The sequence below is a fragment of the Rossellomorea sp. RS05 genome, from assembly GCF_039822645.1.
GTDB classification, from domain to species: domain Bacteria; phylum Bacillota; class Bacilli; order Bacillales; family Bacillaceae_B; genus Rossellomorea; species Rossellomorea marisflavi_B.
In genome coordinates this window covers 668,725-690,786 of record NZ_JBDKWY010000001.1, presented here as the reverse complement: position 1 = coordinate 690,786, position 22,062 = coordinate 668,725, and the positions used below count along the sequence as shown (strand labels likewise).

Sequence of the window (22,062 nt, the reverse complement as noted above, 5' to 3'; positions counted from 1 at the left end):
ATTCACATCCATAGAACGGTTGTTTTTAAAATCACCATTAATTTTCATAAACAATACCCCACTAAACAGTTTCATTATCATATTCAATTCAAAAAAAATAGCTTGGATATCTGCCACAGGAGAATATGTTTTTTTGTCCGTCTTCTGAAAAATGAATTGTTAAGATTGTGTAAAATTCCAGAAATCTATAGAAACCGATCAACCATTCCTGATATTATAATTACGAAATTCGATATCGATTTTCGATTTTAACATTCACAAGGAGGTCAATAGCATGGAAGATCGAGTACTCAGGAAGCTCTTTCTAGGATTCATTCATATACACATTCTTCACCATGCCAAAAAAGAGCCCCTATATGTAACGTGGATGCTTCATGAACTTCAAGAGCATGGTTATCAAATGAGCTCGGGAACGTTATACCCTATCTTCCATTCCATGGAAAAAAATGGGCTATTGGAGCGGGAAGACAAAAAGGTGGAAGGTAAAATCAGAAAGTATTACAGCATCACCCCTAAAGGAATCATCGTGCTGGATGAAGCCAGAAATAAAGCTTATGAACTCTTTAAAGAAATAAAGGATTAACGAGGTGATAAGGAAAATGAAATCTAAAATCGTGACTTGGCTTGAGCTATTACTGATCTCTACCAGACTTGGTTTGACTTCATTTGGCGGTCCGATCGCCCATCTGGGTTATTTCCATGAAGAGTATGTGAGAAAAAAGAAATGGATTGATGAAAAAACATATTCGGAACTGGTTGCCCTTTGTCAATTCCTCCCCGGCCCGGCCAGCAGCCAGGTAGGGATCGGAATCGGAATTCTTAAAGGTGGGAAATTTGGGGGGATCATCTCCTTCATAGGATTCACACTTCCTTCTGTAATCGTTTTAACGCTATTTGCTATCTTCCTTGGAAACACGGGCGTAAGTGATGCGGGGTGGCTAAAAGGTCTTAAGATCGTTGCTGTGGCAGTTGTTGCTCATGCCATAATTGGAATGTCCTCTAAACTTACCCCTGACTTGACCAGGAAAGGGATTGCCCTTTTGGCTATTCTTTTCACTTTATTATGGGGATCGGCCTTTTCTCAAGTTACCGTCATCATCCTTGCCGGAGTATGTGGCTTCCTACTTTATAGGAAACACGACGAGCATACTGAACGGCACACACACTCACAGTTCCCCATCAGTAAAACATTCGGGACCGTATGCCTCGTTCTCTTCTTCGTATTATTGGGTGGGCTTCCACTATTAAAAGAAGCCACCTCAACCATGGCGGTGACGTTATTCGATAGCTTCTACCGTGCAGGAGCATTGGTATTCGGTGGGGGGCATGTTGTCCTTCCACTACTGGAAAGAGAATTGGTTCCATCCGGTCTCATATCCGGTCAGGAATTTTTGGCGGGGTATGGTGCTGCCCAGGCAGTCCCAGGTCCTCTCTTTACATTTGCTGCGTTTCTTGGAGGAGCGATTGGCGGATGGGAATATGCTTTATTGGCGACAATCGCCATTTTCCTACCTGCTTTCCTTCTCATCTTCGGAGCCCTTCCCTTCTGGAATGCCCTGAGAAGAAATCCCGGGATGAACGGAGTGTTAATGGGAGTAAATGCTGGTGTAGTCGGGATATTGATCTCTGCATTCTATGACCCCATTTGGACGAGTTCCATAACGTCTCCCCTAAATTTCGGCATGGCTGCCATTCTCTTCAGCATGCTTATGTTCTGGAAGCTTCCTCCATGGGTCATCGTTGTGACCGGAATTGTTGCCGGTTCACTATTTTTATAGAAGAAAGAGCATGATCGGGGGATCATGCTCTTTCTGCTTTATCTTTTCACAAATTTATACGCCAGATAGGCGATATAGAGTGGAGTCGCGATATAGATAAGGTAAGGGAATTGCTCATACGTACCTTTATAGATGACATATAGCATGGCTCCTAGAAAAATGGTTACAATCGTCCCGTACTTCGGCAGAGGAACCTCTTTTAAACTCGGGATGCGGATCCTGCTCACCATCAAGAAACACATGGCCGTGAAAATCACGGTAATGACGATATTCGGTATCATCGATCCGAACAATGTCAATATGGCCATGATTCCACCGGCAGCGGTGATCGGGACCCCGACAAAATAATGGAGAGATGCTTTTTTTGGACTGGTATTGAATCTGGCAAGGCGATATCCGCCAAACAAGGGGAACAATCCGGCAACAATGAAACCGAGCAACCCATAATGGTAAAAAGAAGTATAATACACAAGGAAAGAAGGAGCCACACCGAACGTCACGATATCCGCCAATGAGTCCAATTCTTTTCCTAGCTCACTGTCGGCGTTCAGCATCCTGGCAAGTCTCCCGTCCATACTGTCGAGCATCATGCCGATAATGATCAACACGGCGGCATTTTTAAACTGACCGCTGGCAGCAAAACCTATTGATAAAAAACCACAGTACAGATTCCCAAGTGTGAACATATTGGGTATCATTTTTTTCAATCGCATACATGTCCTCACTATTCTCTAATTTTTAGTACTAGCATATCATGAAATCAGCAGGAAAAGTTCAGGGTGACTTATAAATTATGAAACCAAGACTGCTTTTGATTCGTAGAAATACATGAAACCACTGTCTACTATACGGAGTAGTCTGGTATACTCTTGATAACGGATGAAAAAGCCGAAAGGAGAAATGGATATGACCGGCACAATCGCAGTAATCATGGTGTTTGCCATACCGATCATTGCAATCATCTCAGATCATTTTACAAAACAAACAAAGTATAAACAAAAAATGCTTGAAGATCAGCTCAAGCTCGAACAAATGAAACATGAAAACTTTGTTCTTGAAACGGAGAAAATGAAGCTTGAGCTTCAAAAAATGGAATTGAACAGCCCGTCCTCCAAAAAGGATCAAATCATCTGATAAGCACTGTATCCTCCGGTGCTTATTTTTCTTTTATGAGGTACTCCTTTTCAAGTTTCTCATTTCTATACCTGGCCATACCTGTTTTCAGTGGGGACAGTCCTTGCTTTAAATAAAACCCTTCATTTCCTGTCGTCGCAATCAGATGAACACACGAAACGGGCGCAAGTTGGTCAAGCAAATCGTCCATTATGCGTGCTCCCAATCCCTGTTGTTGAACATCCACGTGGGTCACCACATCATAAATGGCTGCATTGAAAACCCCGTCCGATAACGCTCTTCCCATGCCCCTTACCCGTCCGTCCACATACACCATACTGAAAACATTACTCTTTCGATAGATCTCAAATATTACGTCCATAGAGTGCTTATTCCACCCGACGGAATGATATACTTCTTGAATTTCCATCAATCTTGATTGGTCAAAGTCCCTGGTTACTACAACTCCGTTATGGGGTGGCAGAATCATGTTGATAAACTCGTACTCTCCCCCGTTTGTTCTCTGAACAAAGCTTCCATTCAGTACAAAGCCAACATGAGAATAAAGGGATATGGCCCTTTGATTGAATGATGCCACCGAGAGGGTCAACGCATCAAACGTGTAGTGAGACTGGATAAACGAAATGGCGGACTGCAAAAATCCACGACCCTTCCCTTTTCCTGTCCAATCCGGTTTAAGTCCAAGACCGATATCGATCATCCCATCCAGAACATCCAAGCTAAGAAATCCAATCAGCTCCCCATTTACATACGAGGAAAAAACGTGCTCTCCCCTGGTGTGAGCGTCTGTGAATTCGAGCAGGTCTTCTTCGTCTTCTGTCATATCATAGAATGAATACATACCTTCGTACTTCCATGAATAAGCAATTTCCTCAGCCTCTTTCTGAGTCATCCGTTGAAAAGTAAACATCCTTGGTACCCCCTCATATCTATCAAACTAGTTTAAGGTAAAATAATCCAACTGTAAAGACGATTACTGTATTCCCCTCTTTATAAAAAAAACTGCCTAGGCAGTTTTTTTGTTAATTATTTACATGAAAAAAATCACAATGACCGCCACCAGGACCAACCTATAGATGGCGAAAGGAATAAGCTTGATCCGGCTGATGACCGTTAAGAAGAATCTGATCGATAAGTAGGCAAAGATGAATGCACTAATGAATCCGGTGATGAGGAAAGGGGCAAATTCCGGCGTCATATACATCCAGTTCTTCAATAAGGAAATCCCGCTCGCTCCTGCCATGATTGGGACGGCCATGATGAACGTGAAGTCAGAAGCTGCCCTGTAGCTGAGACCGAAGAGGACTCCGGCAGAGATCGTTGAACCCGATCGTGAGAATCCAGGCCAAAGGGCGACGCACTGCATTAGGCCGACCATGAGTGCTTTTTTATAGGTCAGCTGGTCGACGGTCTCGATAACGGGAACCTTGGGGCGAAACATATCGGCGGCTATCATCAGGATCGATCCCGCTGCAAGGCCTATGAGAACCGTTTTAAGGGAAAATAAATGTTCATCGATAAAGTCGTCGAATAATAGACCGAGGACCATGGCTGGCAAAAGGCCAACGATGATGTGACTGAGCTTTAATGTATGTGTTTTTTCTTTTTTTCTTCTTAAACCGAGCATCTCGATGAATCGATCTCTGAATACAATCACAACGGCAAGGATGGATCCCAACTGGACTACGACTTTAAATGTATTAGCTGGATATTTGCCCAGTATCTCCTGTGATTTGATAATCAGGTCATCCACTACGATCAGGTGTCCAGTGGAAGAAACGGGTGCAAATTCGGTCAATCCCTCGACCATTCCAAGGATAAGTGCTTTCAATAGCGTCAACCATTCCATATGTCAGTTCTCCTCTATTACCACATAATAAGTAAGACTTATTTAGTTTACGATTTTAGGAGGCACTGGGCAATAAGAATTTTGGTCGAAGTTGTGAATTAATGAATCGCCTTCTTTTTGAATCTTCCACCCTTTACTTCTGCGATATCAGCGATGGCAAGGAACGCGGTGGGATCGTGTTCCGAAACGATGTCTTTCAGTTTTGCCTCTTCAAGTCTTGTGATGACGCAGAAGATCACTTTTTTATCGTCTCCTGAAAAGGCACCTTCCCCGGACAGATAGGTGACTCCCCTGCCAAGTCTTGAAAGGAGGGCATCACCGATTTTTTGATAATTATCGCTTATGATCCAAACGGATTTGGACTCATCGAGCCCTTTGATGGTGATGTCAATCATCTTGAAGGCTACAAAATACGCAAGGAGCGAATACATGGCCCGGTCCCAACTGAACACAAAGCCGGCACTGGCCAATATAAAGAGATTGATGAACATGATAATTTCACCGACTGAAAACGGTAGACGTTTTGTAAAGAGGATGGCGAGGATTTCTGTACCATCAAGGGATCCTCCATAGCGGATGACCATCCCTACACCGATTCCAAGAACGACTCCCCCGAACAAGGTAGCGAGCATTACATCGCTTGTCAGGGCGGGTACAGGATGAAGGAAGGTGGTAAATGCTGATAACACGGCAATGCCGTATAAGGTGGAGAGGGCAAACGTTTTTCCGATTTGTTTGTATCCAACGAAGAAAAAGGGGATGTTCAGGATGAAAATAAATAGCCCCAACTTGAAGCCTGTAATATGGGCAAGCATAATGGATATGCCGACGATCCCTCCGTCTACGACCTGGTTTGGAACGAGGAAGATTTCCAGCCCTACAGCCATGATGATGGCTCCAAGGGTAATGAAGATCCCCCGTTTGATGATTTCTTTCATCGGAATTTTTTTATGGTTTATGCGCAAATAGTCTACTGAATTTTCCATAGGACCTCCTGGTAAAGTTTAAGACTCGCTCTGTACGATGCGGGTTCTATTAATTAATCAATTCGCCGTGGCGCATGGAAATTCCTTCATTTTTCGACAAATCTCTTCCTAACCTCCCTGATCGTTAACAGAATCGCTGTACTTGATAGGTTGAACGTTTTTTAATCTTGTGCATGTTCACTTTGGTTATAGTGAAAGCCGACGGCTAAATACAGTGCCCGCTGTAAAATCATCGCTTTGCTTTCCGCGGAGAGCATGTCGAGCCTTCATTTCCCCAGGAATTAGATCCTTACCGCTTCAATCCAATCAATGCTATTGGACTTGGGTAGGCTATCGTTTAATTATCAGGAGAAAAGTCACGCTAACATGAAACCAAGATTATGATGTTTTGTTTCGAATGAGCCACTTCCCCTATCATATGCACAAAGTCCAGTAATTTAGTAAAAGCTCTCTCCACATTGGAAAGAGCTTTATACGTTATTCCGCTTTTATAAATCGCAGCAGATCACCATAGATAATATCATCAGATAGCCCAAGTTCCTTCCTTACAATTTCTTTGTAGGGATCACATTTGCTCGTGTTTTCACTTTCTTCAGATTTCCTATTGTAGCAAACGTTATTTTTGTAAAGGAATTTTTCAGTGATAAAATCACCATTCCTAAAGATCACCGGGTGATTTTCCACCCTGGTGAAGAGATTATGCCCGAAAGACAGATTCGACTGGGTTTCGATTCCCATTAAATGAAGAATCGTCGGTCTGATATCGATCTCTCCCCCAAGCGTATCGATTGTTCGTCCTTCCTCACCCGGAACGTGGATGATGAGAGGAACTTGTTGAAGCTTCATATGATTGATGACGGTGTCCTCCATACCAAGGAGTTCGAAGACACCCTTTTCATACTTTTCGGAGATTCCATAATGATCACCGTAAAAAACAAAGACTGTGTCATCGTAGAGTCCCTTCTTCTTGAAATCCTCAATGAGATTCTTGATCGCTTCGTCTTCATATCTTACGGTCGTCACATAGCGATTGACTACTCCTTCACTCGTATCCGCTTCTTCTATGAATTGATCCTCTTCATCGAGAAGAAAAGGAAAGTGATTCGTGAGCATGAGGAACCTGGCGTAAAAAGGTTGAGGAAGATCTTCTACATAGCCCATGGACTGTTGAAAGAATGGAATATCTTTGATGCCGTAATTCACGGAATTATCATCCGTTACTTCATACTCTACTTTGGAAAAGAATCGGTCATAACCCAGCGCTTCGTACATCTTGTCTCGATTCCAGAAAGTTTTATCGTTCCCGTGGAAAACAGCCGTGTAGTAATCCTCCTGCTCATCCAAAAGGTGCGAAAGGGCCCTATATGTATTTTCAGGTCGTTGCACGAAGGTAGATCCGCTGGCAAGGGGATATAATCCATTATCCACCATGAATTCTGAATCAGAAGTCTTCCCTTGGGCCGTTTGATCATAGATTTGACTGAAATAGAAGCTATCCTCGATCAACGAATTGAGAAAGGGAGTAATCTCTTTTCCATTAACCTTTTCACCGATCACGAAATTCTGGGTGGATTCCATACTGACCAGAACAAGATTTTTGCCTTTTGCAATTCCGAACAAGTCGGATTCTTCTTTGTCAGTGGAGTCGATGTATCGTATGGTTTCCTTTGTGTCTGCCTTAGTGGCAAGTGTCCTTGAAAACGGCTTGCCTGCTGCGATTCCAATGTCATAAAGATGATAATTATAAGGGCCGATCGCCTTCACCATCTGCTCCCTATCATAGGATTCAGCGAACATATAGGGCGACTTCAGCAGACCGATTCCGATCGTGACAAGCAAAACGAGGATACTCCCAAGGATGTACCCTGCCTTTTGCTTTCTTTGAACATTCACCCTCATAGCACGAGTCTTCCAGAGATAAACACCGACCACAATCAGATCCAGTAAGAAGAGGATGTCCCAGCCGCTGATCAATTCGAATGTACTGGGTCCGATGCCTCCAACGTTCTTGAACTGAAACAGGATAGGTACCGTCACATAATCGGAGTAAAAGCGGTAATAAAGAAGGTCTCCATACAAAATTCCACTCGCAATGATCATGACGATAAAGATGGTGATGCGACTGATTTTTTTAGTGAAGTAAAAGCTTACTCCCAAAAGGAGGAGAATCGATGCAATCGGATTGATCAGCACAAGCAGTGCATCATGGAGATTGTCGATGTGCAGGGAAAAACCGACGAAAAGCACGATAACGGTCTTGATCCATAAAGCGAACCCCGGGATGAGAACCGGGGTGAAGGTAAACTTCCAATCATTTATCGTGCTCTTTTGATCACCCATGGGAAACAAACTCCCTGTGATAAGTATCCATGCATGACTTGATCCGACCAAGGGCTTCGTTGATCTCAGATTCCTGATAACTTCCCATCAGGGCAAGCTGAATCCAATTCCGCTTCATGAGGTAGTCGCTTTCATAACTCAGGATCAACCCCCTCTTCCGGCATTTATCCCCAAATTCCCTTGAAGGGATTTCCGCTGGTAATGCCACCGTAACGATTCCCGGTGAATAGGTGTCGTCACCCATCACTTGGTAACCTTCGTTGATCAAATGGCGCCTCAGTTCTTCCATTCTAATTGGCCTGGAAGTTGTATCCACCCCATCCAGTGCCGTATTCAGGGCGTTCACCAGGTTGGAAGAGTGGGTATAGGGGATGCTTGCATTCTTATCGTACTGGCCAATGTCCAGATAACGCGGGAGACGTTTGTCGGGTTCGATCGGGTCTCGGTGGAATACGATCGCAAGTCCTGGATAAGCCCCGATCCCCTTACCGCTCACAGTGGTGGCAAGGTATGCACGGCCGAAATCCGAGGGAATGATTCCGACCGAACTGCACGCGTCGATGCACAGGTGTACACCATAACACTCCGACAGGTCAGAGAGACTCTTCACATCATAGACAAAGCCGGTCGAAGTTTCACAGTGTACCGTCCAGATCCATTTAATTTCACCATTCTGCTTCAGGATCCCTTCCACTTCTTTAGAAGAGATTGGTTGTCCCCACTCTTTCGAAATGGTGGTGTACTCCAGACCAAAGCGGTCTGCATGATCCTGAAGACGGTATCCAAATTCACCGTTCGATAAAATCAAACCTGGTCCGGGAAGGGTTGAAAGCTGGGCAGCTACCATATCATTAGACAGAGTGCCCGTACCTACCGCGACCTGTACATGGTTTGCATTTACGAGTTTCTTCAATTTCAAGCAGACTTCGTCCATGTTCTCAATGAATTCTATATTACGATGGGATACCGTCGCATCCTTGAAAGCATCCATAACCTTTTTTCTCATGGGCACAGGGCCCGGAAGAAATGACAGCTCCCTCACACGGTTCTTTCGTTCCATCATCCGGATGAATGCTTTTGTGGATGATTCAAAGCTTTCTTTAGTAAGATACATCGGCTGATAGACGGCATCCCCACTTCCAACCCGTTCACCAAAGGGAATGAATCCCATTCTCTTATAGAGTTTCAGCTGTCTCACGGTACCCGATATGAGGGCCATATCATATCCATGGTCAAGACAATGAGTTACGAGCTGATCGCAAAGTGAAAAGAAGACCCTTGTACTCCTGAATTCTTCTTTCACTGATAGAAGGCGGATTTCACAGGTGCTTGAACCCTTTGGTAAGAATCGATCAAGATCCTCGATCTTGCCGTCAAGGGAGTAAGGGCGGTTACTCCTAAGGGCGATCATGCCCACAACCTCACTGCCCCATTTGGCAATGATATATGTATTCTCGTCATGGAAACGGTCCACGAGGGCCTTCTCCTCATTGGATGTGTGCTGAGGAATTTCTTCTACGAATGTACGATAATTCAACCGGTTAATCTGATCCATCTCTTCTTTTTCAGTTGCCAATTTATAGACGAGAGAATGGCTTTCCATTCTGATTACCTCCTACGCTTTTACATGATGTGATGGTTTCAAATGCATGATCATTACCACTATGAATAGTCCTGCCAATGAGAGCGATATCTCTATGGGATCACCCGTCATATAGGAGGTGACCGGTATGGAGGTCATGGCGATGAAGCCTGCGACCTTGTATTTCCTCAAAGCGAAATAGCATATCCCCATCACCATGATGAAACCCGCAATGGCGAGAGGGGATAAAAATAAGGAGGCAGCCAAGTAGACGACCACCCCTTTCCCTCCGTGAAATCCCAGTTGAAAGGGGAACAAGTGACCGATCATTAAAAAGAATGACGAACCAATCAAATACATATTTCCGTCCGTCATTGCACTCACAATGAATAAGGTGGCAATCACTTTTGCGATATCCACGATCACAGCCAGGACAAATGCCTTTCTGCCTGAGACCCTTAGAGCATTGGTGGCCCCGACATTTCCGCTTCCTTCCTGTCGAATATCAACGCCAGATCCCCTTACCGAATAGTGGGCACCCATGATCCCCCCTGCTAAGTAGGAAAGAACCACCACTGTTATTCCGATGATAAAATTCATGATTTAACGCCTTTCTTTACATAATAGTAGACGAAGAGTAAAAGAAAAAGTTTCCTATTTTAACAAATTCACCTTTTATTATAAAGAAAGAAAGGTAGGTACAAAAGCAGAAAAATAAAAAAAGCAACAAATTCCAAAGAAAGGAGATACCACGGATACGGACCCAGGTAGTCGATCGGACTTAAATTGTATGGTTTATGCGCAAGGAACATATAATTGGCGCCCGTGACCCGATCGATGAAGTACACCACCACTGCAATGGCGTTGAGGGAAACAAACGCCCTTAAAACGGAAGTAAATCTGACGTGGAACCCTTCAATCCAGATCATGTAGAAGGCAGATAGAATGATTGCCGCATGGGCAATGAAGAATTGAAAGTACCGTATATGAGGAAATCCATAAAAAAGCTCGGGAGTAATCATGGCAATGAGCGCACCTGCCATGCTTGCAAAATAGGTTACCTCAAATAGCCTGTAGCTTTTGGTCAATAGCATGATCACACAAAGATAAATCGACAGAGAGCATAGCTGGAAAGGAAGATTCGTTTCAATTGTCCATTCCCCTTTGATGAGATACCACAATTGGAACGTCAATTCAGATAGGAATAGACTAGCGATAAGACAGGTTTTAAGGACCCTTTTCCCTTTGTGACCTATTTTGTTACGGACCAGGAATAGGAACAGGATTCCGACAAGTGTCAACAAGATCGCGGTGACATGGGAAACAGAGAATAATTTAAATGGATAGATGATTACCAGCATGACAGCTCCCCCAGATATGTATGATGTACATCTGCCCAGCCTGATGTTTGAGCGTCAATCATTCTGCGCATCAAGTCGAGTTTCAAGATGGACCGGATATATTTATAGTAGCATAAAACCCCCTTTCCGCTGAAAGAGGGTTGAACCAATCATTCCGATTATATTTTCTTTTGCGGCGGCTCTTCCATCCATCCCCTTCTTACGAACAGATCCAATCCTGTGGACCCAAACTTTAAAATCTCGGTCACGAACATGGCGAATTGTACACCGAGGTCCTTCCTTGTAGACATGGTAATGGCGTGACACATCGTACTTAGTCCCACTGCATTCGAGCTTGTAATGAAGAATACAAGAAGCTTAACGGAAAATGGTGATTCAGTTGAATCCGTTACTTCCATTGTTACCGGGTATGTCGGGAATGCATCATCTTCCATAATGATCTTGTTGAACGCTGTGATCTGTTTTTCACTAAGCTTCTTCCCTTTTTTTAAATAGTCACTTACTTCCCGGTCCTTTACAACCTGCAGGAAACCCTTTAATAGGACGAGGCCGATGCAGTTACGTTCAATGATGAAAAACAGTTCGCTCAATTCGAGTACATTTAACGGACGGTTTTCACCAAGGATCTGACCAATCAAGGAAGGGTTCTCTTTTACAAACCCAACACAATCGGGATATGGGATCTTCGGAGGACGATCATACAAACCTTTTTCAAGCATTAGATTCAACGATGACTTATAAAGTTTCACACTTATTGCCAACGAATCCTCAAAAAAGGACAGCACATCGGCTCGAGCCACGGTCTCTAGCAAGGAAGTGAAATGCTCGTTCGTCACTTGCCCTCCTCTGTACACAAAGCTCAACACGAAGATATCTGTGAAGAGAGGCGGGACAGTCAGATCGACATCAGCAGATGAAAATCCTTTCGGCACAGGAAACCCTTCACATTGAAATATGGACTTTAACTCTTGGATCCACCCTGTATTGGCCTCTGCGTGTTGAACGAGAATATCCCTTATGGCCTCATCCTCCATCTGGATGAGGAAATGCTGGTAAAAGCAATCCATCGCCGTACATTTCATATATGTGGTCCAAAGGGCAGCAATCTCAGCCGTTGTGAGTTGAATGTCTTTAATACTCATAGGGAGTGCTCCTTTATCCTTTTTCAATAGTGTTGTCTTTTTCCCTACTTGTATTCGTATCAGTTACATCAATTAAAAAAGGCGCTTCTCGTAAGAAGCACCTTTTTGCTATCGTTTAGTTGTGGGAACCTCGTAACGTACAAAGGTCGGAAGTGTGAAAGTGATACAGAAAACCACGACCAGTGCGACTCCGAATGTGGCTGGTTTTGACCAACCATTGGCAGGAGCCAAATAAACAATGACCACCAGCGCCAGGAGCAGAACCATAAAGGAAACGATGAATTTCGAAGTGAAATTGATAATATGTTTGGTGTTGCAATGACTGCATGTAATCGGTTTATAGGATTGCCAAATGGAAAATAAAACATCTTTCCAACGGAATGACCGACCGCATTTTTCACATTTTTGCATATCTATTGAAGCCTCCTACAGTGATACCCTCTTCTTAGATTGTATCACTACAATTGGCCGGGGGATAGATGGAATCCCGACTGTACTCCTATTTAACGAAATGGACATGGAACCAACGGGATGCCTCTTCCACTTCATCTCTCCTAAGCTCATGACCGCCATTTGTCCAGTAGTCGGTCACATCAGCACCTGATTCCCTCAAGTTCCGGACCAGCTCTTCCGTTTCCGGCTTAGGGATGATCGGATCCACCGTGCCTGCGCCGATGAAAACTGGTAATTTTTCAAGTGCGGGAATATCCACTCCTCTTCTCGGTACCATGGCATGAAAAAGGATCGCGCCCGCAAGAGAATCTTCATGATGATAGATCATGCTTCCTGCGATGTTCGCTCCGTTCGAGTATCCGATGGCGACCACCTGATCCCGATCGAACCCATACTCTTCCGCGCTATGATCAATAAAGTCTTTCAATTCCTTTGTCCTGAAAACGAGATCCTCTTCGTCAAAAACCCCCTCTGCGAGCCGTGCGAAGAATCTTGGCATCCCGTTTTCACTGACATTCCCCTTCACGCTGAGAACAGATGCGCCGGGGGCAATCATATCAGCGAGAGGCAATAAGTCACGCTCGTCCCCTCCTGTTCCATGCAATAGCAGAAGTGTCGGTGCGTTTTCTTTTGTTCCTTTTTGATAAATATGTTTCATGGTCTCATCCTCCTTAGGATAAAGGTTTTAATGACTGTTCAATCTCATTTCGTCTTGGTTCAAGATGCGGGGGAAGAGCCAGTGATTCTCCTAGCGACTCTAACTCTTCGTCTTGGTCGAATCCCGGTCCATCCGTAGCAAGTTCGAAAAGGATTCCATTCGGATCACGGAAGTAAAGGGATCTGAAGTAGTACCTGTCAACGAATCCCGAGTTTGCATAGCCAGACTTGTTGATTCGGTCAATCCATTTTCGTAGTTCCATTTCATCTTCCACCCTCAGTGCAAGATGGTGAACGCTGCCTCGTCCCGGTCTTTCACCTGGGAGATCCTTGCGCTCTTCTAAGAAAATTTCACTACCCGTTCCGCCTTCCCCTGTTTCAAATACCCTGATATCCTTTTGACCATCCACAGGGGAAGCAAAGGACCTTGTTTCCCTAAAGCCAAGGATTTCAGTTAACACCCTGGCTGTCCGTTCACTCCTTGATACCGTTAGTTGGACCGGCCCGAGACCGGTGATGCCAAAGCGAGCAGGAACTGACGCCTTTTCCCAAGGGATTCCTCCAGGGACACCAGTATTTTCTTCATCCGAAACGAGCATCAATCTCTGACCTTCGGGATCCCGAAAGGAAATCGACGCACGCCCGGTAAAGACTGAAATGCTTTCATGTTCCACGCCAAGCTGTCTAAATCGATCTTCCCAATAAGCCAGCGCTTGATCATCCTTTACCCTAAGGGAGGTCATAGATATACTATTCGTACCGTAATGAGTCCTGGCCGCAGGAGGTATTTCAAAAAAAGTAAAATCCGTACCGGGATTCCCACGTTCATCTGCATAAAAAAGATGATACACCGATGGATCATCCTGATTCACTGTTTTCTTGACTAACCTCATGCCGAGAACACCAGTATAAAAATCCAGGTTTTTGCGCGCGTTCGCTGTGATGGCTGACACATGGTGATGTCCTTTGATTGCTTTTACCTCCATGTTGTCCCCTCCTTTTAGTAAAAGTATAACCGAAAATTATCTTTAATTCAAGATATCAGAAGTCAAAATAAAGAGAAAGCAGAATTGCTTTCTCTAATTTCACCCATTTTCAGAGCCTGTTTAGCGCTTGGGAAAGGGTGGAGGTGATGGTGAGATTATCAAATTTCAATCCCAACTGAACGGCTGTCTGGGCGATTTCAGGCCGGAGTCCGGACAGAATTGGTTTGACACCTATGAGCTGAAGAGCGTCCATGAGATTGAACAGCTGATGCGCCACCATCGTGTCGATCAGTACCACTCCCGATAAATCGATAAATAGTTGAGAGACACCCTTCTCAACGCATTGTTCAAGGGCACTTTCAAGAATATACTCAGCCCTCGTGGGTTCGATATTGCCCACAAGTGGAAGCAGGGCAGTCTGATCATTCAGCTTGATCACAGGAGAACTCAGCTCATTTATGACTTCCTGCTGAGCCTGGAGCTGTTTATTCACTACGGCCGTCTGCATTTCTACGAAGCGGACCATTGCATGATCGAACGATTGAACCAACAGTTTCCACCATTCATTAAAAACATCAAATCCGTCTTCTTCAGAGGACCACCTATCTTTGAATTCCTGTAAAAAGCCGAGGTATTGCTCCCTTACCCTGACAAACTCTTTCAGGATATGATGATTCGGCGTGTCGATGTGTTCTTTGTCTTCTGCAATCGACAGAATCCATTTATCCAGATCGTGTTCGAACTCAAGTCGCTCTTTAATAAAAATACTGCAAAGAATTCCATGGAATTCGAAATTTTGATTTTTAAGATTTTCAATTACTTGTGGATTGGATGAGGAATACACCCCGGATGTATTGCTTTTATCAAGTGAATTATACCAGTCGTCCGTTAACTGTTTTGCCCTCTCGATTAAAAATTCGTAAAAATCCTGATTGCTTGGCATGGTGCTCCTCCTTTAAGGCAGCTCTTCCTGAAACCTTTTGCAGCGACCGGGGGATCTCCCTAGTCGTGTATGTATGAACTATATAAGCATTGCGGCTTTTATCCACTACCCTGCAGGTTCATTAAACTAACCGGTTTGATGATATTAGTATATCTGAAGTCTTTCACATTTTACCAGTATCAAACTCTTTAATACTAGTATGACATTGAACTTTCGACAAATTTTTTTAAAATCCGTGAGAATTTGAAAATACTTCTCTACAATTCCAATTATAAAGTATATAATAGAAATAATAGATTGAATATTTAAACGAATCCCTGTATGGTGTTTGATGATACCTTTCCTTCCTGCATCGGGGTAGATCTCCATCCTGAAGACGGCCAATCCAATGAAGGGGGATGAAACAATTGAAAGAGAAGCTGTCGAGACACTATATCGAATTATTGGCCATCCAAAGCGCCTGCCGATTTTGTAAGTCGCTGGAATTAGCTCCCACCCTTGAAAACCTCGCGATGATCAGCGGTTTTTCAGAAGAAAAAATTTTGATCATCATGGAATCATCGTATCAATCACCTGATTCTATAAGACTTCCCAAAAAGAATCTGAAATCCCACTGACCCCTATTCACCTTCACGAAATACTATATTCCCTATTTAAAAATTACAATTATATTGTGTTTATTTACTCCCCCAACGGGTATAGATAACGAGAGATCGAACTCTATACGAAAGCGAGAGACATATGGACACAAACCTCATCCATCAACACCTCACCCTTGAATTGTGCGATCAGATCGCCGAGGAGTGGGCAAAAGGTTCACCCCAAAGCGACAAACTGAAGGAGGGACTGATCGAGTTCATCCTTCTTCTTCGTTCCACGCCTTTGCCGTCCGATGAGAAAATTATTGGTTGGGCTGAAAAAGCAGTCGATGAAAGACTGGGTCTCTTAAGGCCACCCCGTTTGGAAATTCACGAGCTGAATAGGCTCAAACACATCTTTGTTGATAAGGTAAAGGAAACCCTACCTGATGCATTCGTAGCAGACCCTGTCTTCCTGGAATGGTTGATAGGGGTCAACCGAATATTCGACAAAGTGACCGATGTGTTCCTCGGCACTTTTGAAATCCATTCCAACCGGATTTTGTCCGGTCAGCAGGAGCTGATCAATGAGTTGAGTAGCCCGATCATTGAAGTAGCTCCAAAAGTCGGCATCCTCCCTTTGATCGGGGACATTGACACTCACCGGGCTAAAGCAATCCTCACCCATTCACTCGAGGATAGTTTAAAAAAAGAGCTGGACCTTCTATTCATCGACTTATCAGGCGTAGCAATCGTTGATACAATGGTTGCTCAACAGCTGTTCCGGATCATTTCCGCACTCAACCTCATCGGTGTGGACATCGTTTTATCAGGAATCAGGCCGGAAGTCGCTCAAACAGCTGTTCAAATGGGCATTGATTTTTCATGGTTGAAAGTGAAGCCGACCATCGCCATCGCACTTCAGGAAATGGGTTTTACATTTGTACATAAAACAACGGAAATCCTCTAAAGGATTTCCGTTGTTTTTTCTATAGGACATTAAAATATCGCGCTTCCGGATGGGCGAATACCATGGCAGTAACGGATGCTTCGGGTTCCATCATGCATCCATCGGTGAGGTGGATGCCGATGCGCTCGGGCTGAATCAGTTTGAAAAGCTTGCTCTGATCTTCCAGATCGGGACAAGCGGGATAACCAAAAGAAAATCTTTGTCCCTGATACTTTGTCCTGAATCGGTCTTGCATGCTCATATCGACTGGGTCGGGGAACCCCCATCTGCTCCTCATCATTTCATGAACTCTTTCCGCCAGACCTTCAGCGGTTTCCAGTGCTAACGCTTGGAGGGCGTGGCTTTCCAGGAATCTTCCTTCCTCCTTTAGTTTTTTGGCCCACTGCCGGATTCCATATCCTGCTGTGACGGCAAAGAAGCCTACGTAGTCCATCTCTCCACTTTCAAGCGGCCTCAAGTAATCTGAAAGGCAAAGATACTGATTTCCTTTTTGTCTAGGGAAATGGAATGTTTCGATGATCTTCTGGTGATCTTCGGGATCATAAATCAGAACGTCCTCCCCTGATGCCTGTGCCGGGAAGAACCGATAGAGAGCAGACGCTTGGATCAGTCCGTCCTCTTTCGCTTTCGAAAATAAATCATCAACCATCTTCTTAAGTCCAACCGTCCGCTCATCTCCTTCAGCCAGGAGTCTTGTAATTTTCCCTTTAATTCCGAGATGGTGACCAAGAAGCATCTGCTCATTGATATATGGACGGATATGATCAAGTGAAAATTCCCGGATAATATGATCGCTATAGTCTGGCGGGATGAACACATCGACGTCGGTTGATACCTCCGAACGGACCTTTACCGCGAGACCCCCACCTTCCTCCTCTTTTATGGCAACCGGTTCAGTATGTGCAGCGAGGTCCAATGACCGTTTTTGTTCCAGCTCTTTTCTTTTATCTACATCTTGAATACCATTCATGATGCTGAGACCATCCATGGCATCCTTGGCATATAACACCAGGCCGGCATATTCTTTGGCAATTTTCGTAGAAGTGAATTTGCGGGTAAGAGCGGCCCCTCCGACGACGATGGGAACATCGATTCCAGTTTGTTTCATATCATGGGCAGTAATGACCATCTGCTGAGCGGATTTCACAAGCAGACCCGATAAACCGACGATGTCGGGTTTTTCTTTTTTTATGACCTCAATGAGCTCCTGAGGCGCCACTTTGATCCCGAGGTCATGCACCTCATAGCCGTTGTTACTGAGGATGATGTCAACAAGATTCTTACCAATATCATGTACATCCCCTTTCACAGTGGCAAGGATGACCTTTCCTTTAGAAGATGAAGATTCGCTTTGCTCCATGTGGGGTTCAAGGAAGGCTACAGATGCTTTCATCACTTCTGCACTCTGCAGGACTTCTGCAACAATGAGTTGATTGTCGTTGAAGAGCCTTCCCACTTCACTCATGCCTGCCATCAAGGGGCCATTTATGATGGATAGGGGTGAGTCATATGTTTGTAGTGCTTCTTCCAGATCCGGCAAAAGTCCTTCTTTTGTGCCCTCCACTACATAGTGTCCAAGCCTTTCTTCAAGGGACATGGTATTGACGGGGACCTTCGATTCTTTCTTCTTCCCTCGGTAGAAGGCAGTGAATTCTGCAAGGTTGGCATCGGTGGTATCAAAAAGCAACCGTTCCGCCAGCTTCACCTCTTCTTCGGGAATGGATGCAAATCGTTCGAGTTTTTCCGTATTGACGATGGCGTAGTCCAGTCCTGCCTTCGTACAATGGTAAAGATAAACAGCATTCAGGACTTCCCTCCCCACCGGCGGGAGCCCGAAGGACACATTGCTTACACCGAGAATATGGGGACACTCAGGGAGCACTTCTTTGATCCTCCTGATCCCTTCGATCGTGGCTGAAGCAGAACCGATATACTGTTCGTCCCCTGTACCTACAGGGAATACGAGGGGATCGAATATAATATCTTCTGAACGGATACCGTATTTACCGGTCAAAAGCTTGTGTGAGCGCTGTGCAATTTCCACCTTGCGCTCTGCACTGACGGCCATGCCTTCCTCATCAATCGTTCCCACCACTATGGCTGCTCCGTATTTTTTCACAAGGCCAGCCACCTTTTCAAAACGTTCTTCCCCATCCTCAAGATTGACTGAATTGATGATCACCTTCCCTTGTATGAACCGGAGGGCACCCTCCATCACCTCTTCATCCGTTGAATCGATAACGAGGGGAACCTTCACTTTTTTAACAGCTTCCTGGATGAAAATGTTCATATCTTCAGCTTCATCACGGTCAGGGTCCGCAAGACAGATATCGATCACCTGCGCCCCATTCTTCACCTGTGCCCGGGCGACTTCCGATGCTTCTTCGATCTTCCCTTCTGAAATCAACCTTTTGAATTTTCTTGACCCGATAACATTGGTTCTTTCCCCTACCAAGATGGGGCGATTATCGGGATCGTCGTAGATAAAAGGCTCGATGCCAGATACCGCGTGGGGATGAACCTCTTCCGGTAGTCGCGGTGGCAGATCCTTCACTGCTTCACGAATGGCGCGGATGTGTTCTGGTGTCGTACCGCAACAGCCTCCCACAAGATTCAACCAGCCTTTTTCTGCAAATCCTTTCATCTTGATGCTTAAAGATGCAGGCGTTTCGTTGTAATGGCCTTCTTCATCCGGAAGCCCTGCGTTTGGGTAGCAGCTCACATACGAGGATGAAAGTCCTGAGAGCGTCCTCAGGTGATCGGTCATGAATTCTGGTCCCGTTGCGCAATTCAACCCCACTACAAGGGGATTCAAATGCTCAAGTGATAAATAGAACGCTTCGATATTCTGACCGGCAAGCGTCGTGCCCATAGGCTCGATGGTTCCGGAAAGAAGGATCGGGATTTCTCTGCCTACAGTGGAAAAGGCCTGTCTGATCCCTAAGTTTGCCGCCTTGACGTTCAGGGCGTCCTGACTCGTTTCGAGGAGAAGGACATCCACTCCACCAGCAAGTAGGCCTTCAGCTTGAACTTTGTAATCATCGGCCAGTTCATCGAATGTGATCCCGCCCGTGACAGATAACGTTTTCGTGGTTGGCCCCATCGCTCCGGCAACGAATCTCGGCCAATCTGGCGTGCTGAATGCGTCTACTGCCTTCCTTGCAAGTTCTGCAGCCACACGGTTGATCTCATACGCCTTATGTCCGATCCCGTATTCCTCCAAAACGACAGGGGTCCCTCCGAATGTATTGGTCTCTACGATATCCGCACCTGCACGCAAGTATTCAGAATGAATATGGGTGATAACGTCTGGTGCCGTCAACACCAAATGTTCATTACATCCGTCAAGATCTTCCCCACCGAAATCATCCGGAGAGAGATTCGCTTGCTGAAGCATCGTGCCCATCGCACCGTCAAGAATCATGATTTTCTTCTTGAGCTGTTGTTCAAACAATGTTGTGGTCATATGGTACTTCCCTCTTTTCCTTTTCAATCAAATTAGCATACCTAATCAATTCAATGCTCATATCATAGCGCATGAACGGAGTGATGATGTACAACCCGTTGAACAGTTCCATTGCCGTTTCCACTAATTCCTTTGCAATTTCCATGCCCACCGCCCTGGATTGTAGCGGATCCCCCTCTGCTTCTTTCATCAATTTCCGTGCTTCATCCGGCACCTTGATCCCCGGAACCTCATGATGAAGGAACTCGGCATTGCGCGAACTGATTAATGGCATGATTCCGATGAATAATGGCGCATGCAAATGACTGGTCGCTTCTGCAATTTGTACGAGGTGTTCACAACTGAAAACCGGTTGTGAAATGAAATAGTCCGCTCCGGCGTGCTGTTTTTTCTCGAGACGCTTTACGGAAGCATCCAAATGCCTGAAGTTAGGATTGAAGGCTGCACCGACAGAAAAGTTCGTTCGTTGTCTCAGCGATTTACCAGAAAAAGATAATCCGTCATTATTTTGCTTGATGAGCTCGATCAGTTCGATGGAGGAAAGATCGTATACCGAGGCAGCACCTGGAAAATCACCAATCTTTGCGGGATCGCCTGTTATCGCCAGAATATTATGAATACCAAGGGTATGCAGGCCCATCAAGTGGGATTGCAGGCCGATGAGATTACGATCACGGCAAGTGATATGCACAAGGGGATCAAGGCCAAATTTCTGTTGGACTAGGGTTCCCATTGCATCATTGCTGACCCTGGGGGAAGCAAGCGGATTATCCGCAAGGGTTATCGCATCGATTCCCTCTTCTTTTAGAGCTTTTGCTCCTTGGAAGAACAATCCGGTGTCGAGATGCTTCGGGGGATCCAGTTCAACAATGAGCGTTTTTTTCTCCTTTACCTTTCTATGGAGGAGGTTTTTTTGAATATGGGGATCTTTGAGCTTAATCAGCTCTTGCGTTTTCACCTTTTTTTCTTTAACCGGTTCCCTTGATATCAACCGTTCCTTTACAGCTTTTATATGGGCTGGTGTCGTTCCGCAACAGCCCCCGATGATTCTGGCACCCTGGAGGCGCAATTCATTGCTTATGTCTCCAAAGTAATCAGGCTCTGCCGCATAGTAGAAGCGCCCTTCCTCATAGTTTGGAAGACTTGCGTTCGGATAGACCGACAAAAAGGACGACTTGGGCAAAGGAACTCCCTCCAAGGACTTTACCATATGGAAAGGACCCATCCGGCAGTTGATCCCGACAATATCGGCACCGAGGAGTTCCAATTCCCCAAGGGCGTCCTTTATATCCATCCCGTTTTGCAATACTCCGGTTTCATGCATGGATACCTGTGCGATGACCGGCAGATCGGTCTCTTTCTTCACGATTTGCAAGACGGTTTTGAGCTCTTCAAAGTCGTAATAGGTTTCGAGGAGGATCCCATCGACCCCTTCAAGGAGCAAGCAGTATAGTTGTTCTCTAAAGCCCCTTTTCACTTCTTCAAGGCTGATATGCTGATTGATGGCCCGGATCCCCCCGATGGTCCCGAGGATATATGTTCCTTGCCCGGCTGCCTTTTTCGCCAGTCGTACGGCTGCTTCATTGATTTCTTTCACCTGATCTTGAAGACCATATCTGGAAAGTTTCGCATAATTCGCACCATACGTATTGGTCTGGATAATATCGGCGCCTGCATCTATATATTGCTTATGCACATTGACGATTTCTTCAGGATGGGAAAGATTTAATTCTTCAAAACATCGGTCCACCCCATACGAGTATAGGAGGGTTCCGACCGCACCATCCGCAATCAGTATGTTTTCAGATAGTGCATCCAATAAAGCTCTCATTTTGTT

Annotated in this window: 20 protein-coding genes and 1 pseudogene; 5 read left to right on the top strand and 16 right to left on the bottom strand. The window is 45.1% G+C overall.

All coding sequences use genetic code 11. The features are described from left to right. The first annotated feature begins 274 nt into the window (after positions 1-274). Together ABJ225_RS03550 and chrA are read left to right on the top strand one after the other, a co-directional pair. Positions 275-583 (top strand): PadR family transcriptional regulator, encoded by a 309-nt coding sequence (locus ABJ225_RS03550; protein WP_218247216.1) that lies wholly within the window; start codon positions 275-277, stop codon positions 581-583. A gap of 16 nt (positions 584-599) precedes the next feature. Continuing rightward, entirely contained in the window at positions 600-1,778 is a 1,179-nt protein-coding gene (gene chrA / locus ABJ225_RS03545; RefSeq protein WP_347318453.1) for a chromate efflux transporter, read from the top strand. A gap of 38 nt (positions 1,779-1,816) precedes the next feature. Here chrA and pssA read toward each other — a convergent pair whose 3' ends face one another. Continuing rightward, a complete protein-coding gene (gene pssA / locus ABJ225_RS03540) occupies positions 1,817-2,491 on the bottom strand; it encodes a CDP-diacylglycerol--serine O-phosphatidyltransferase (RefSeq protein WP_056536837.1) in 675 nt (224 codons plus the stop codon). Between the two features lie 193 nt (positions 2,492-2,684). On the opposite strand from pssA, the gene ABJ225_RS03535 reads away from it, so the two are divergent. Then, a complete protein-coding gene (locus ABJ225_RS03535) occupies positions 2,685-2,912 on the top strand; it encodes a hypothetical protein (protein WP_053427156.1) in 228 nt (75 codons plus the stop codon). A gap of 22 nt (positions 2,913-2,934) precedes the next feature. Here the strand turns inward: ABJ225_RS03535 and ABJ225_RS03530 are convergent, their stop codons facing one another. From ABJ225_RS03530 to ABJ225_RS03475, 13 genes and pseudogenes are all read right to left on the bottom strand, one after another. Next, positions 2,935-3,321, bottom strand: coding sequence for a GNAT family N-acetyltransferase (locus tag ABJ225_RS03530; protein WP_286188401.1), 387 nt, complete (start codon positions 3,319-3,321; stop codon positions 2,935-2,937). Positions 3,322-3,378: 57 nt separating this feature from the next. Continuing rightward, positions 3,379-3,822 (bottom strand): annotated as a pseudogene (locus tag ABJ225_RS03525) (GNAT family N-acetyltransferase); the annotation flags it as partial. Positions 3,823-3,942: 120 nt separating this feature from the next. Continuing rightward, positions 3,943-4,761: an undecaprenyl-diphosphate phosphatase gene (locus tag ABJ225_RS03520; RefSeq protein WP_347318451.1), complete on the bottom strand. Its 819-nt coding sequence runs from the start codon at positions 4,759-4,761 to the stop codon at positions 3,943-3,945. Between the two features lie 98 nt (positions 4,762-4,859). Next, positions 4,860-5,699, bottom strand: coding sequence for a YitT family protein (locus ABJ225_RS03515; RefSeq protein WP_373921207.1), 840 nt, complete (start codon positions 5,697-5,699; stop codon positions 4,860-4,862). Between the two features lie 525 nt (positions 5,700-6,224). Continuing rightward, positions 6,225-8,087, bottom strand: a complete 1,863-nt coding sequence (locus ABJ225_RS03510; protein ID WP_347318449.1) for an LTA synthase family protein — start codon at positions 8,085-8,087, stop codon at positions 6,225-6,227. After that, complete coding sequence (locus ABJ225_RS03505; RefSeq protein WP_347318447.1) at positions 8,080-9,690, bottom strand: GNAT family N-acetyltransferase; 1,611 nt, start codon at positions 9,688-9,690, stop codon at positions 8,080-8,082. Before ABJ225_RS03505 ends, ABJ225_RS03510 begins: the two co-directional genes overlap by 8 nt. 12 nt (positions 9,691-9,702) lie before the next feature. After that, a complete protein-coding gene (locus ABJ225_RS03500) occupies positions 9,703-10,269 on the bottom strand; it encodes a glycerol-3-phosphate acyltransferase (protein ID WP_347318445.1) in 567 nt (188 codons plus the stop codon). A gap of 68 nt (positions 10,270-10,337) precedes the next feature. After that, positions 10,338-11,030, bottom strand: a complete 693-nt coding sequence (locus ABJ225_RS03495; RefSeq protein WP_218247223.1) for a YwaF family protein — start codon at positions 11,028-11,030, stop codon at positions 10,338-10,340. A 158-nt stretch (positions 11,031-11,188) separates the two neighbouring features. Continuing rightward, entirely contained in the window at positions 11,189-12,172 is a 984-nt protein-coding gene (locus tag ABJ225_RS03490; protein ID WP_347318443.1) for a DUF3231 family protein, read from the bottom strand. Between the two features lie 108 nt (positions 12,173-12,280). Further along, positions 12,281-12,583 carry a TIGR04104 family putative zinc finger protein gene (locus ABJ225_RS22350; protein WP_481900589.1) on the bottom strand — a complete coding sequence of 101 codons (303 nt, stop codon included), beginning with the start codon at positions 12,581-12,583 and terminating at the stop codon, positions 12,281-12,283. A gap of 88 nt (positions 12,584-12,671) precedes the next feature. Then, on the bottom strand, positions 12,672-13,283 hold the full coding sequence (locus tag ABJ225_RS03485; RefSeq protein WP_347318441.1) for an alpha/beta hydrolase: 612 nt from the start codon (positions 13,281-13,283) through the stop codon (positions 12,672-12,674). A 13-nt stretch (positions 13,284-13,296) separates the two neighbouring features. Next, positions 13,297-14,268 (bottom strand): ring-cleaving dioxygenase, encoded by a 972-nt coding sequence (locus ABJ225_RS03480; RefSeq protein WP_347318439.1) that lies wholly within the window; start codon positions 14,266-14,268, stop codon positions 13,297-13,299. 109 nt (positions 14,269-14,377) lie between these two features. Beyond that, positions 14,378-15,211, bottom strand: coding sequence for an STAS domain-containing protein (locus ABJ225_RS03475; RefSeq protein WP_218247228.1), 834 nt, complete (start codon positions 15,209-15,211; stop codon positions 14,378-14,380). A gap of 398 nt (positions 15,212-15,609) precedes the next feature. Here ABJ225_RS03475 and ABJ225_RS03470 point away from each other — a divergent pair, with 398 nt between their 5' ends. Both ABJ225_RS03470 and ABJ225_RS03465 read left to right on the top strand, forming a co-directional pair. Further along, positions 15,610-15,828 carry a hypothetical protein gene (locus ABJ225_RS03470; protein WP_347318437.1) on the top strand — a complete coding sequence of 73 codons (219 nt, stop codon included), beginning with the start codon at positions 15,610-15,612 and terminating at the stop codon, positions 15,826-15,828. A 124-nt stretch (positions 15,829-15,952) separates the two neighbouring features. Then, positions 15,953-16,759, top strand: coding sequence for an STAS domain-containing protein (locus ABJ225_RS03465; RefSeq protein WP_347318435.1), 807 nt, complete (start codon positions 15,953-15,955; stop codon positions 16,757-16,759). Positions 16,760-16,778: 19 nt separating this feature from the next. Here the strand turns inward: ABJ225_RS03465 and metH are convergent, their stop codons facing one another. Beyond that, positions 16,779-20,225, bottom strand: a complete 3,447-nt coding sequence (metH, locus tag ABJ225_RS03460; RefSeq protein ID WP_218247231.1) for a methionine synthase — start codon at positions 20,223-20,225, stop codon at positions 16,779-16,781. Next, positions 20,206-22,056: a bifunctional homocysteine S-methyltransferase/methylenetetrahydrofolate reductase gene (locus tag ABJ225_RS03455; protein WP_218247232.1), complete on the bottom strand. Its 1,851-nt coding sequence runs from the start codon at positions 22,054-22,056 to the stop codon at positions 20,206-20,208. The genes metH and ABJ225_RS03455 overlap by 20 nt, the downstream gene beginning before the upstream one ends. Between the last annotated feature and the right edge of the window lie 6 nt (positions 22,057-22,062).